The sequence below is a fragment of the Streptomyces sp. NPDC056883 genome (genome assembly GCF_042788835.1).
In the GTDB taxonomy this organism is placed as follows: domain Bacteria; phylum Actinomycetota; class Actinomycetes; order Streptomycetales; family Streptomycetaceae; genus Streptomyces; species Streptomyces stoeckheimensis.
The window spans coordinates 257371-269521 of sequence record NZ_JBHUBS010000013.1; the positions used below are offsets into that span (position 1 = coordinate 257371).

General features: G+C 72.5%; 10 protein-coding genes. 2 read left to right on the plus strand and 8 right to left on the minus strand.

All coding sequences use genetic code 11. The annotated features are described in order from the left end of the window. Positions 1 to 18 precede the first annotated feature (18 nt). Both ACFRU2_RS28725 and ACFRU2_RS28730 read right to left on the minus strand, forming a co-directional pair. The gene (locus tag ACFRU2_RS28725; RefSeq protein WP_382977263.1) at positions 19 to 2193 is read right to left on the minus strand and encodes a sulfatase-like hydrolase/transferase; all 2175 of its coding nucleotides are present in this window, start codon (positions 2191 to 2193) and stop codon (positions 19 to 21) included. 160 nt (positions 2194 to 2353) lie between these two features. Next, on the minus strand, positions 2354 to 3400 hold the full coding sequence (locus tag ACFRU2_RS28730) for an NAD(P)-dependent alcohol dehydrogenase (RefSeq protein ID WP_382977266.1): 1047 nt from the start codon (positions 3398 to 3400) through the stop codon (positions 2354 to 2356). A 204-nt stretch (positions 3401 to 3604) separates the two neighbouring features. On the opposite strand from ACFRU2_RS28730, the gene ACFRU2_RS28735 reads away from it, so the two are divergent. Beyond that, a complete protein-coding gene (locus ACFRU2_RS28735) occupies positions 3605 to 4513 on the plus strand; it encodes a helix-turn-helix transcriptional regulator (protein ID WP_382977269.1) in 909 nt (302 codons plus the stop codon). Positions 4514 to 4538: 25 nt separating this feature from the next. Here the strand turns inward: ACFRU2_RS28735 and ACFRU2_RS28740 are convergent, their stop codons facing one another. The 5 genes from ACFRU2_RS28740 to ACFRU2_RS28760 form a co-directional block, all read right to left on the minus strand. Beyond that, complete coding sequence (locus ACFRU2_RS28740; RefSeq protein WP_382977272.1) at positions 4539 to 5525, minus strand: GNAT family N-acetyltransferase; 987 nt, start codon at positions 5523 to 5525, stop codon at positions 4539 to 4541. 24 nt (positions 5526 to 5549) lie between these two features. After that, positions 5550 to 6227, minus strand: coding sequence for an ABC transporter ATP-binding protein (locus ACFRU2_RS28745; RefSeq protein ID WP_382977275.1), 678 nt, complete (start codon positions 6225 to 6227; stop codon positions 5550 to 5552). A gap of 133 nt (positions 6228 to 6360) precedes the next feature. Then, complete coding sequence (locus tag ACFRU2_RS28750) at positions 6361 to 7848, minus strand: ABC transporter permease (RefSeq protein WP_382977278.1); 1488 nt, start codon at positions 7846 to 7848, stop codon at positions 6361 to 6363. A gap of 197 nt (positions 7849 to 8045) precedes the next feature. Further along, complete coding sequence (locus tag ACFRU2_RS28755; RefSeq protein WP_382977280.1) at positions 8046 to 9329, minus strand: Ig-like domain-containing protein; 1284 nt, start codon at positions 9327 to 9329, stop codon at positions 8046 to 8048. Between the two features lie 116 nt (positions 9330 to 9445). Further along, entirely contained in the window at positions 9446 to 9730 is a 285-nt protein-coding gene (locus tag ACFRU2_RS28760; protein WP_250751624.1) for a hypothetical protein, read from the minus strand. A gap of 164 nt (positions 9731 to 9894) precedes the next feature. On the opposite strand from ACFRU2_RS28760, the gene ACFRU2_RS28765 reads away from it, so the two are divergent. Next, positions 9895 to 10197 carry a hypothetical protein gene (locus tag ACFRU2_RS28765; protein ID WP_382977283.1) on the plus strand — a complete coding sequence of 101 codons (303 nt, stop codon included), beginning with the start codon at positions 9895 to 9897 and terminating at the stop codon, positions 10195 to 10197. A gap of 77 nt (positions 10198 to 10274) precedes the next feature. Here ACFRU2_RS28765 and hutH read toward each other — a convergent pair whose 3' ends face one another. Then, positions 10275 to 11816 carry a histidine ammonia-lyase gene (gene hutH, locus ACFRU2_RS28770; protein WP_382977320.1) on the minus strand — a complete coding sequence of 514 codons (1542 nt, stop codon included), beginning with the start codon at positions 11814 to 11816 and terminating at the stop codon, positions 10275 to 10277. Between the last annotated feature and the right edge of the window lie 335 nt (positions 11817 to 12151).

Below are 12151 nucleotides of genomic sequence, written 5' to 3' on the forward strand. Positions count from 1 at the left end.
AGGGGCGGGCCGGGCCCCTCAGACCACTGTCACCCGCGCCGCCGCCCACGAGGTGTGGTCGAAGGCGGAGTTCGCGTTCGCGTCCTCCACCACCAGGTGCAGGAGCCGGATTCCCGTCACGTCCACGTCCAGCGCGGTCGGTCCCGAGGCGCCGGTCAGGACTCCCGTCGTGGCGAGGACCCGGCCGTCGCCGCGTACGGTCGCGCGGGTGGCTCCGGACGCCGACTGCTTCTTCGAGAAGTCGTCGATGCCGACCAGGGCCGTGAAGCGGTTCCCGCGGCCGCCCAGGTGGTAGACGATCTCCGACGGGGCGTGCACGCCCAGGCCCTTCGCGTACGTGACGCCGCCGAAGGCGATCGGGGTGCCGTCGCCCGCCGCCTGCTTGCCGTTGGAGCGGTCGATCTCGACCGGGCCCCAGCCGTTGGCCGCCGAGACCCAGGGGAGGTCGCTGAGGTAGCTGTCCTGGGTGGGCGGGGCGGGCAGCGGCGTGTACGGGGTCTTCGCCGTGAAGGTGGAGCCGCCCGCCGTGGCCGCCGCGGTGAGGGTGGTGGCGGCGGCCCCCTGCGGGGCGGTCAGGGTCCACACCGTCGTCAGGGACCCTCCCGCGGCGAGGGAGGCCGCCGCGACGGGGCCCGCCGGGGTCGCGGTCCAGCCCGCCGGGACGGTCAGCGAGACCCGGGCGTCGGCCCAGGGGCGGGCCGTTCCGTTGGCCAGGGTGGTGGTGAGCGTGCCGGCGGACGGGGAGGCGGTCGTGGCCAGGCCCCAGGGGCGACGGGCGTACACATCGGCCCACGAGGATCGGAGCAGGGCCGTGAGGGAGGCCACCACCGCCGGGTTGGCGGCCGCCACGTCGTTCTTCTCGCCGAGGTCCACCGCGAGGTCGTAGAGCTCGAACTGCCACTGGGAGTCCGCCACCGTGCGGTCCCGCGCGGGCGCGAACCGTACGGCCTTCCACCGGTCCTTGCGGATGGCCTCCGCCACCTGCTTCGCCCGGCCGCCGTCCTGCGTGTTGGCACGGCTGGTGACGCCCTGCTCGTCGCGGTACCAGTACAGGTGGTTGTGGAGGGGGGCCAGGGCGGGGGCGCCGTTCAGGACGGGGGCCGCCGAGAGCCCGTCGATGTCGGAGGGGGCCGGGGCGCCGCCCGCCAGGTCGGCGAGGGTGGGCAGGAGGTCGTAGAGCGGGGTGGGGCGGGCGCTGGTGGTGCCGGGGGCGATCCGGCCCGGGGACCAGGCGACGAGGGGGACGCGTACGCCGCCCTCGTACAGGTTGCGCTTGTAGCCGCGCAGCGGCCCGTTGGCGTCGAAGAGGTCCGGGTTGACCCCGCCCTCCTCGTGCGGGCCGTTGTCGGAGGCCACCAGGACGACCGTGCGCTCCGCGACGCCCCGCGCCTTCAGCCGGTCGACGACGGCACCGACCTGCGCGTCGAGGAGGCTGATCTGCGCCGCGTGCGACTTGTTGGCCTGCGTCCAGGACCGGTCGGCGTAGGCGCTCGCGTCGGGGATCTCGCTCGGGGCGTGCGGCAGGTTCGGGGTGAGGAAGAGCAGGAAGGGGGCGGGGCCGGCGGCGTGGGCGTCGATGAAGCCGAGGGCGCGCGCGGCGATGGCGTCGGGGGCGAAGGTGCCCGTCGGGACGGTCTCCTTGGCGTTGCCGTTCCAGAGGTACGCCGGGTAGTACTGGTGGGCGTGGCTGTGGTCGATGTACCCGTAGAACTCCTCGAAGCCCCGCGCGGACGGGTGGCTCGGCTGGTCCCCGGCCTCCGGTCCGAAGCCCCACTTGCCGAAGAGGCCCGTACGGTAGCCGCGTGCCCGGAGCACCTCCGCGAAGGTGGTGTCGCCCGCGCCGAGGCTGCCCTGGCCGCCGCTGGAGGGGTTGGCCCGGACGGCGGCGTGGCCGGTGTGCAGGCCGGTCAGCAGTGCGGCACGGGAGGGCGCGCAGACGGCGGCCGCCGCGTAGGCGTCGGTGAACCGGAGTCCCTCTGCGGCCAGTTGGTCGATGCGCGGGGTGGTGATCAGCTTCTGGCCGTACGCGCCCAGGTCGCCGTAGCCCAGATCGTCGGCCAGGATCACCACGAGGTTCGGCGGCCCCTCCGCCCCGGCGGCGGCCGCCTGCGCGGGCTGGACGGCCTGCGGGAGGGCCGCGAGGCCGGCGGCCGCGGCCGCGGAACCCGCGAGGAAGTGGCGGCGGCTGGACATCTCGAACTCCCCTGTGGCTGAAGGCTGATGGGAAGATCGTCCGCGCGGAGGGCCGCCGAGACCATGCACGGGGCATGAAAAGCGTGTGACGGCGGCCCCCGGGTGCCGTGCACGCGGGGGCCGGACATCGGGGGACCGCCGTCAGGCGGCGGTGGTCGGGTCAGATGGTCGAGGTGTCGATGACGAAGCGGTAGCGGACGTCGCCCGCCTGGACGCGCTCGTAGGCCTCGTTGACCTCCTCGGCGCGGATCAGTTCGATCTCCGATCCGAGCCCGTGCTCGGCGCAGAAGTCGAGCATCTCCTGCGTCTCGGCGATCCCGCCGATCATCGAGCCGGCCAGGGTCTTGCGGCCGCCGATGACGGAGAACAGGTTCAGCGAGACCGGCTCCTCCGGGGCGCCGACGTTCACCAGGGCGCCGTCCACCTTGAGCAGGCCCAGGTAGGCGTCGAAGCCGAGGGGCGCGGAGACGGTGGACACGATCAGGTCGAAGCGGCCGGCCAGCTCCTTGAAGGTGGCCTCGTCGCTGGTGGCGTAGAAGTGGTCGGCGCCCAGCTTGAGCCCGTCCTCCTGCTTGCGCAGGGTCTGCGAGAGGACGGTGACCTCGGCGCCGAGCGCGTGGGCGATCTTGACGCCCATGTGGCCGAGGCCGCCGAGGCCGACGATCGCGACCTGCTTGCCGGGGCCGGCCTGCCAGTGCTTGAGCGGGGAGTAGAGCGTGATGCCGGCGCACAGCAGCGGGGCGGCGATGTCCAGGGGGAGGGCGTCGGGGATGCGGACGGTGTAGTTCTCGTCGACGACGACGTGCGTGGAGTAGCCGCCGTAGGTGGGCTCGCCGTTCCTGTCGAGGGCGTTGTACGTGCCGGTCATGCCCTTGGCGCAGTACTGCTCCTGCCCCGCGAGGCACTGCTCGCACTCGCGGCAGGAGTCGACGAAGCAGCCGACGCCCACCCGGTCGCCGACGGCGAACTTGGTGACCTCGGGGCCGACCTCGGCGACGACACCGGCGATCTCGTGGCCCGGGACCATGGGGTAGATGCCCTCGCCCCAGCCGTCGGTGACCTGGTGGATGTCGGAGTGGCAGATGCCGGCGAACTTGATGTCGATGAGTACGTCGTGGGCGCCGACCGGACGGCGCGGGACGGTGGTGCGCTCCAGCGGGGCCTTGGGCGCGGGAGCGGCGTAGGCGGCGACCTGGGTGACGGACACGGTGGGGCTCCTCGGAAGACTGCGGTGCGGGGACCTGCGGTGCTGCGGCGCGGTCCCGCAGTGCGGGGCCGCTGTGTGTTCACAGCCTGCACGCCCCCGCCGCGGACACCCATCCCCCTGTCCTGCCTAGGTCTGGCGAACCTACCCTTGGCGGGGTCAGGCTCACGCCCCCGGCCTGCACCCCCGCGCGGTGATACTGGGGTAATGGATCACCTTGATCAGCGAGCCGAGCTCGGCGAGTTCCTGCGCTCCCGGCGCGCCCGGCTGCGCCCCGAGGACGTGGGCCTGCCCGACTACGGGCGCCACCGCCGGGTCCCCGGCCTGCGCCGCGAGGAGCTGGCGCAGCTGGCCGGGGTGTCGGTCGCGTACTACACGCGGCTGGAGCAGGGCCACGGCCAGAACGTGTCGGCGGAGATCCTCGACGCCATCGCGCAGGCCCTGCGCCTGGACGGCACGGAGCGTGCGCACCTGAGCCACCTGGCCGGCCCCAAGCCCCGCAAGCGCCGCCAGGCCCCGCGCCCCCAGCAGGTCCGGCCGGAGCTGCGGACGCTGCTGGACGCGATGGACGGCGTACCGGCGTACCTGGTCGGGCGGCGCCAGGACGTCATCGGCTGGAACCGGCTGGCGGCGGCCGTCTTCGGCGACTTCGGAGCCCTCCCGGCGCAGGAGCGCAACCTGGTGCGGCTGGTGTTCCTGGACCCGGCGACGGCGGAGCTGTACGCCGACTGGGAATGCCGGGCGTGCGAGGTGGTGAGCAATCTGCGCGTGTACGCCGGGCAGTTCCCGGACGACGAACGGCTGTCCGCGCTGGTCGGCGAACTGTCCGTCAAGAACGAGGAGTTCCGCCGGCTGTGGGCCGCCCACACGGTGGCCGACAACAAGATCCACGGCGTCAAGCGACTGCGCCACCCGCTGGTCGGCGAGCTCCGGCTCTCCTTCGAGACCCTGGCCTTCCCGGACGACCCGGCGCAGTTCCTGGTCACCTACCACGCGGCCCCGGGCTCCCCCTCGGCCGACGCCCTCAGCCTCCTCGCCTCCTGGTCCGCGCCGTCCGCCGCGCCGGAGCGGGACCGGGAGCACGCCCCGGGCACCGTCGAGGAATCCGCCCCGTAAACCCGTAGAGCAGCCGAGCCCCCGGCTACAGCGTCAGCTGGAAGTACCCGACCCCGCGCTCGCGCCGGTAGCCGAGGGCCGCGTTGACCGCGAGCATCGGGGTGTTGTCGTCCGCCACCGAGGTGGCGATGGTGCGCAGGTCCGGGTGGCGGGTCGCCGCCTCCGCGAGCATGCGGAGCTTGACCGCCCGGCCGAGGCCGTGGCCCCGGTGGGCGGGGACGACCACGGTGTCGTACTGGAGCGCGCGCGGGCCCGCCGGGTCGAGGAGGACCAGTTCCGTATAGGCCGCCACCTCGCCGTCCGGGGTCACGGCGGCGACCGTGGTCAGCGCGCCTCCCCGGTCCAGGATCTTGCGGTGGGCGGCGTGCAGGCGCTCGGCGGTCCAGGTCTGGATCTGCTGCTCCAGCCCTCCCGTCGGCGCGTCCTCCATCGCCCCGTGGGCGACGGCCACCGCCGGCGCCCACGCGTCGGGCACCAGACCGGGCCAGCAGTGCAGCTCGTAGCCGGGCGCGGGGGACCCGGCCCCTGCCCCTTCCTTCGCGGCCTGCGCCCCCTGCACCCACCGCGCCTCCTGTACGTCCTGCACGTACCAGGCCATCGACAGGACGTTCTCGAAGCCCACGGCCTCGGCGAACGCCTGACCGGGACCTCCCAGCTCCACCTCGGCCGCGACCGAGGTCCGGCCGTCCGCGAGCAGCTCCTCGCGCGCCAGCTCCCACAGGGCCGTTCCCGTACCGCGCCGCCGCGCGTCCGGCCGTACCGTCAGCTCGTCCAGGAACGCGGTGCGGTCGTTGGTGCCGTCCGTGAACAGGACCAGCCTGGCAACGCCGTCCTCCGTGGCCCAGTGCACCGTGCGGCCCCGTACCGACGTCACCAGCAGCTCTCCGGCGACCTCCGTCCGGGACGGCGGGGGCAACCGCGGCAGGTCGGCCGTCCGGGCGGAGGCCAGGACGGCCCACCAGTGGTCGACCTCGGTGTCGGTCGGGGGCACGGAGAGCCGGTTGATCATCATGTTCCGGACCCTAGACCGGAACGCTCAGACGTTCTCGGTGACGGTCACCTTCCCCCGCCGGATCGTCGCCACCCGCGGGGCCCGCTTCGCGAGGGCGCTGTCGTGGGTGACCATGACGAAGGTCAGGCCGTGTTCCTTCCACAGCCCTTCGAGCAGTTCCATGACCTCGTCGCGCATGGACTCGTCGAGGTTGCCGGTCGGCTCGTCGGCCAGCAGCACCTTCGGCCGCTTCACGAGCGCCCGGGCGATGGCCACGCGCTGCTGCTGGCCGCCCGACATCTCCCCGGGCAGGTGCCCCATCCGCTCTCCGAGGCCTACGGAATCCAGCGCCTCGGCGGCCCGGTCGCGCCGCTCGCGGGCCTTGAGCCCGAGCGGGACGAGGGCCGTCTCCACGTTCTCCTGCGCGGTGAGCGTGGGGATCAGGTTGAAGGACTGGAACACGAAGCCGATGTTCTCCGCGCGGACCCGGGTGAGCCGGGATTCGGAGACGGTGGCGAGGTCGAGTCCGTCGAGGACGATCTGTCCCGCCGTCGGGCGGTCCAGGGCACCGAGCATCTGGAGCAGGGTGGACTTGCCGCCGCCGGTCGGGCCCTGGATGACGAGCCGGCCGCCGTCCTCGATGGTCAGGTCCACGCCGGCGAGCGCGTCGATGGTTTCCTTGCCGCGCCGGTAGCGCTTGGTGACACCGGTGAGTTGGTACATCTCTGGTTCGTTCCCTCGGGTTGCGGGGCGGTGGGACGGGGTGGCAGACGGGCGAGCAGGCACACGAGGCGTACGTACGGACACACGGCCGCACACGGACGCACGAACGGCCGTACGGACCTGCGGGCGCGGGCTATTCGACGCGACGCAGTGCGTCCGCCGGCCTCAGCCGGGAGGCGCGCCAGCCGCCGAAGCCGCCTGCGATGAGTCCGCCCGCGACGGCGAGCGCGACGGCCAGGCCGATGGTGGAGAGCGAGACGGGTGCGGTGAGCGCGATGTCGAGGGCCTTGCCGGCGCCCTGTTGAGCGTTGCGCATCATCCCGCCGCCCCCGCCCCCCGGGCCCTGGCCCCGGCCGGCGCCGCCCGCGAGCTGCGCGGTCAGCTGCGGGCTGATCGCGGTGATGGCGTACGCGGCTCCGAGCCCGAGGCCGATGCCGAGCGCTCCGCCGATGAGGCCGTTGACCAGGGCCTCGCCGGCGACCTGGCCGGTGACGCGGCCGCTCTTCCAGCCGAGCGCCTTGAGCGTGCCGAACTCGCGGACGCGCCGGGACACGGCCGAGGAGGTCAGCAGGCCGGCAACGAGGAAGGCGGCGAGGAGGACCGCGTAGGAGAGCCACGTGCCGACCGTGGAGGCGAGGGAGGCGGCGGTGGAGAGCGAACCGGAGACGGTGTCGGCCAGGTCGGCCGAGGTGGTGACGGTGGTGTCCGGGACGTTCTTCTGGATGGCCTGCTTGACGGAGCCGATGGCCTGGGAGTCCTCGGCCTGGACGTAGACCGTGGTGATCTTGTCGGGGGTTCCGGCGAGGGTCTGGGCCTGCTTGAGCGGGACGTAGACGTTGGCGGCCGCGTCGCCGCTGTCGGCGGTGGCGATCCCGATCACCTTGAACTTGGCGCCCTTGACGGTGACTTCGGAGTCGACGGCGAGCTTGTTCTTCGTGGCGTAGGCGCTGTCGACGACGGCGACGGCCGCGTCGGTCTCGCCGGCCGCGAAGGTGCGGCCCGAGGTGATCTTGGAGGTGGTGAGCGGGCCCAGTTCGGGCCGGGTGACGTCCGCGCCGTAGACGGAGAAGGAGTTGACGTCGAAGTCGGCGCCGCCGCCCTCGACCGTGCCGCCCGCACCGCCCGTACCGCCGGTGGCGCCCGGTTTGGCGGCCGTGCCACCGCCCGTCTGGCCCTCCGCGCGCTTGAACTCGCCGCGCTTGAACTGCCCGTTGACCTTCATCACCTGAAGGCTGAGGCCGCCGACGGCCCGGGCGACGCCGGACTGGCCGGACACCTTGTCCACGGTCGCGGCGTCGAGGGTCTCGAAGCCCTGGGGCATCACGAGGTCGCTGCTCTGCTCGGCCTCGGCGCCGGCGTCGCCCTCGCCCTTCGCGTCGAACCTGAACCGGGGCCGGGCCGAGGTGTCGCCCTCGGCCGGCGGGGTCTGGGCCTTGGTGACGGTCATGTCGGTGCCGAGGCCGTAGAGCGACTGGAGGACCTTGCCCTGGGCCTGCGTCATGCCCGCCGAGACGGAGGTGACGACGATGACGAGGGCGATGCCCAGCGCGAGTCCGGAGGCGACGACGAGCGCCGCCTTCCTGCGGCGGCGCAGCTCGCGCCGGAGGTAGGTGAAGAACATGCGGCCGAAAGTAGGCAGCACCGGTGACGGCCGGATAAGCCGTCCATAAGAGCCGGATGAGAACGCGAACTCACAGGTGGAGCACAGGAATGCGTACGGAAGGGCGGCACGCGGACGAAGCACGAACGGACGGCGGGGAGCCCCCTGGCCGGGGCTCCCCGCCGTCCGTTGCGGGGTTCAGCTGTGGTGTCGCCGGGTCAGACGGCCGCGCCGGCCTTCCAGTCCGCCCAGCTCATGTTCCAGCCGTTGAGGCCGTTGTCCGGCTTGATCGTCTTGTCCGGGGAGTTGACGACCGTGACGACGTCTCCGATGAGGGAGTTGTCGTAGAACCAGGCCGCGGGCTGGTTCGGGTCGTTCGCACCCTTGGCGTCGTTCAGGCCGACGCAGCCGTGGCTGGTGTTGGCGCTGCCGAAGACCGAGTCCGGTCCCCAGTAGTTGCCGTGCACGAAGGTGCCGGACTGGGACAGGCGCATCGCGTGCGGCACGTCCTTGATGTCGTACTCGCCCTTGCCGTCGTCGTCCGTGAAGCCGACGGTGGCGCCGTTCATCCGGGTCTCCTTGAACTTCTCGGAGATCACCATCTGACCGTTGTAGGTCGGGTTCTCCGGGGAGCCCGCCGAGATCGGGATGGTCTTGAGGACCGCGCCGTCACGGGTGACCGTCATCTTCTTGCTCTTCGCGTCGACCGTGGAGACCTGGCTCCGGCCGATCTTGAAGGTGACGGTCTTGCTCTGCACGCCCTGGATGCCCGGGCCGCCCTGGACCCCGTCCAGCGCCAGCTTCAGGGTGACGGTGGAACCGGCCTGCCAGTACTTCTCCGGGCGGAAGTCCAGCCGCTGCGTGCTGAACCAGTGGCCCACGACCTCCTGGCCGCTGCTGGAGGTGACCGTGATGCCCGCCTGGACGGCCTTCTTGTCCTTGATCTGCTTGTCGAAGGTGATCGAGACCGGCATGCCCACGCCGACGGTCTGGCCCTCGTCCGGGATGAAGGAGCCCACGAAGCTGTTCTGCGGGGAGACGGTGGTGAAGGAGGCGTTCTCGTGCGCCTCGCGGCCCGCCTCGTCCTTCGCGGTCGCCGACAGCGCGTACTTGGTGGAGCGCTTCAGCGCGCCGTCCGGCTTCCAGCTCTTCCCGTCGGCGGCTATCTTGCCCGGCACCGCCGTGCCCTCGGAGCTCTTCAGCTCGACCTGGGTGAGCGTGCCCTCACTGACGGCCACGTTGGCCGCGTCGTTCAGGCCGACGTTGGTGGCGCCGTCCTTGGGCGTGATGGCTATCTTGGCCTTGGAGGCGTCCTTGGCCGCGGCCGCGTCCACGTCCGCCTGGGACTTGGCCGACGCCTCCCCATTGGCCTTCGGCGTGTCGCCGCCCTTGTCGTCACCGCCGCCGCATCCCGCCAGCACCAGTACGCCGCCGAGTACGGCGGATATGGCCACCAGGGACCTTCTCCGCCGCTTGCTGTCCGTCCTCACACGCCACTCCATCGTTGCCGGAACCCCGAACTCCCCGGGCAGGGGGCATGACCCCCCTGCCTCGTCCTGACAACGCATTACACCCCGAGGTGCTGCCCCATTCCGTTCGAATGTGGTCAACCCCACCGTCAGACGTTGTCAGTCTCTTCGTCGAGCTCCCCATCTTCCTCGTCGAGGTCCCACTCCATGGACTCGGGGTCGTATTCCACGGGCTCGCTGCTCCAGGAGGCCTGCGCGAGCTCCACGCCGGGGATCTCCGCGACCAGGTCAGTGGGGTCCACGAGGTAGGCCAGAGCCTCCGACTCGTCCTCCCGGACGGCCGCCTCGGCGTGGCCGCGCTCCTCGTCCGGCATGAACTCGTCGGCCTTGATGTGCGCGAGGGCGGCTCCGGTGAGCGCGTCGACGTCCGGCACTTCAAGTACCAAATCCACTCGAAGGCGTACGTATCGTGAGGTCTCAGAAGGGTTCATACGACGGAGGGTAATCCCGTGGCGGCCCCGACTTTCCCACGACCCGCCCCTTTCCGTAGCATCACCGCACGGGGCCAATTCGCTGCTGCCACAAGGGGGATCGCACCGTGTCCGCACGTCGATCAACACTCACCGCTCTCGGAGCGACCACCCTCCTCGCCGTCCTGTGGTTCGTCCCCTCGGCCAACGCCACCGCGCCCGAGCACGCGAAGGCCGGCTCCGGCGCGCCCGCCGCCGGGCCCGCCGCCGCAAACACGGAGGTCCAGGCCGCCTCCGCGGCCGTCCCCACCCTCGAGCTCGCCGACACGGGCGGCGTGGACACCACGCCCTACCTGCTCGGCGGCACGCTCTTCCTGGGCGCCGGCGCCGGCTTCGTGGCCTTCTCCGTACGCCGGTCGCGCACGGCATAGCGGGGCACTCCACGCAAAAGGGTGCGGCCCCGGGGATATCCCCGGGGCCGCACCCTTTCCCCTATCTCAGGCCTCTCTCAGGCGAGGGGGCCGGTGACGGCCTCGACGGCGTCCACGAGTGCACCCGAACGAACGAAGGCGTCCGCGGCGGCCAGGTCGGGCGCGAGGAAACGGTCCGGCCCGGGACCCTCCACACCCGCCGCACGCGCCGCCGCGATGGCGGCCCGGCTGGCCGGCGCCGGGGTGAGCCCGTGACGCAGCTCGATGGCACGGGTGGCCGCGTACATCTCGATCGCGACGATCCGGGTGAGGTTGTCGACGGCGGTACGGAGCTTGCGCGCGGCCGACCAGCCCATCGAGACGTGGTCCTCCTGCATGGCGGAGGAGGGGATCGAGTCGGCGGAGGCGGGAACCGCGAGCCGCTTCATCTCGCTCACCAGGGCGGCCTGCGTGTACTGGGCGATCATGAGCCCCGAGTCCACGCCGGCGTCGTCCGCGAGGAACGGCGGCAGGCCGTGCGAACGGTTCTTGTCGAGCAGCCGGTCGGTCCGCCGCTCGGCGATCGACCCGAGGTCGGCGGCCGCGATGGCGAGGAAGTCGAGCACGTAGGCGACCGGGGCGCCGTGGAAGTTCCCGTTGGACTCCACGCGCCCGTCGGGCAGCACCACCGGGTTGTCGACGGCGGCGGCCAGCTCCCTGGACGCCACGAGGGCGGCGTGCGCCATGGTGTCGCGGCCCGCACCGGCGACCTGCGGGGCGCAGCGCACGGAGTAGGCGTCCTGGACGCGCGGGGCGGACTCCTCCTGGAAGTGCCCGGTGAGCCCGGACCCCTTCAGCACGGCGGCCATGTTGGCGGCGGAGGCACCCTGGCCGGGGTGCGGGCGGATGGCGTGCAGCTCGGGCTGGAGCACCTTCTCGGTGCCGAGCAGCGCCTCCAGCGTCAGCGCGGCGGTGATGTCGGCGGAGGTGTACAGCTTGCCGAGGTCGGCGAGGGCCATGACCAGCATGCCGAGCATGCCGTCGGTGCCGTTGAGGAGGGCCAGGCCCTCCTTCTCGCGGAGCTCGACGGGCTCGATCCCGGCCTCGGCGAGCAGCTCCCCGGCGGGGCGGACGGTCCCGTCGGGACCCTCGGCGTCACCCTCGCCCATGAGCGCGAGCGCGCAGTGGGACAGCGGGGCGAGGTCTCCGGAGCACCCCAGCGAGCCGTACTCGTGCACGACGGGGGTGATCCCGGCGTTGAGCACGTCGGCCATCGTCTGCGCGACGGACGGCCGGACGCCGGTGTGCCCGGAGGCGACGGTCTTCAGCCGCAGGAACATCAGCGCCCGCACGACCTCGCGCTCGACGCGCGGGCCCATGCCGGCGGCGTGCGAGCGGACGATGTTGCGCTGGAGCTGCGCGCGCAGCTCGGGGCTGATGTGCCGGGAGGCGAGCGCCCCGAACCCGGTGGACACCCCGTAGACGGGCTCGGGCTTCGCGGCGAGCGCGTCCACGATCTCGCGGGCCCGTCCGAGCGCGGCCACGGCCTCGCCGGAAAGCTCGACACGGGCGTTGCCGCGGGCGACGGCGATCACGTCTTCGGCGGTGGTCCCGGACGTTCCCACCACGACAGTGTGCATATCCATATTCAGCACCCTACGGACTGAATCTCTTCATGTCACCCCTTCGATGCGCCGCTCGCGCGGTGCGGCCCTGGCGGGCCTTACCGGCTTCGCGTCGCTGCGCCGGACTCCGTCCGACGGTGGCCGGTCGGGGCTGGCGCCCCTGCCGTCCCGGCTTGGGGTCCGGTGGGCGGGTGCGGCTGGGTAGGCCCTGCGGGGCGAGGTCCCCTACCCACCCTTCGCCCGTTCCCCGGGGCTCCGCCCCGGACCCGTTGCCGCGCGCGGCACCGTTCGCGGGGGCCGGGCCCCCGCACCCCCACTCCTCCAACGCCGGAGGGGATGGGTACATCCAG

Bases quoted from the DNA above. Each gene is read 5' to 3' on its own strand.
- ACFRU2_RS28725 (WP_382977263.1), bottom strand. From the start codon at position 2,193: ATGTCCAGCCGCCGCCACTTCCTCGCGGGTTCCGCGGCCGCGGCCGCC.
- ACFRU2_RS28750 (WP_382977278.1), bottom strand. From the start codon at position 7,848: ATGTTCTTCACCTACCTCCGGCGCGAGCTGCGCCGCCGCAGGAAGGCG.
- ACFRU2_RS28740 (WP_382977272.1), bottom strand. From the start codon at position 5,525: ATGATGATCAACCGGCTCTCCGTGCCCCCGACCGACACCGAGGTCGAC.
- ACFRU2_RS28735 (WP_382977269.1), top strand. From the start codon at position 3,605: ATGGATCACCTTGATCAGCGAGCCGAGCTCGGCGAGTTCCTGCGCTCC.
- hutH (WP_382977320.1), bottom strand. From the start codon at position 11,816: ATGCACACTGTCGTGGTGGGAACGTCCGGGACCACCGCCGAAGACGTG.
- ACFRU2_RS28745 (WP_382977275.1), bottom strand. From the start codon at position 6,227: ATGTACCAACTCACCGGTGTCACCAAGCGCTACCGGCGCGGCAAGGAA.
- ACFRU2_RS28755 (WP_382977280.1), bottom strand. From the start codon at position 9,329: ATGGAGTGGCGTGTGAGGACGGACAGCAAGCGGCGGAGAAGGTCCCTG.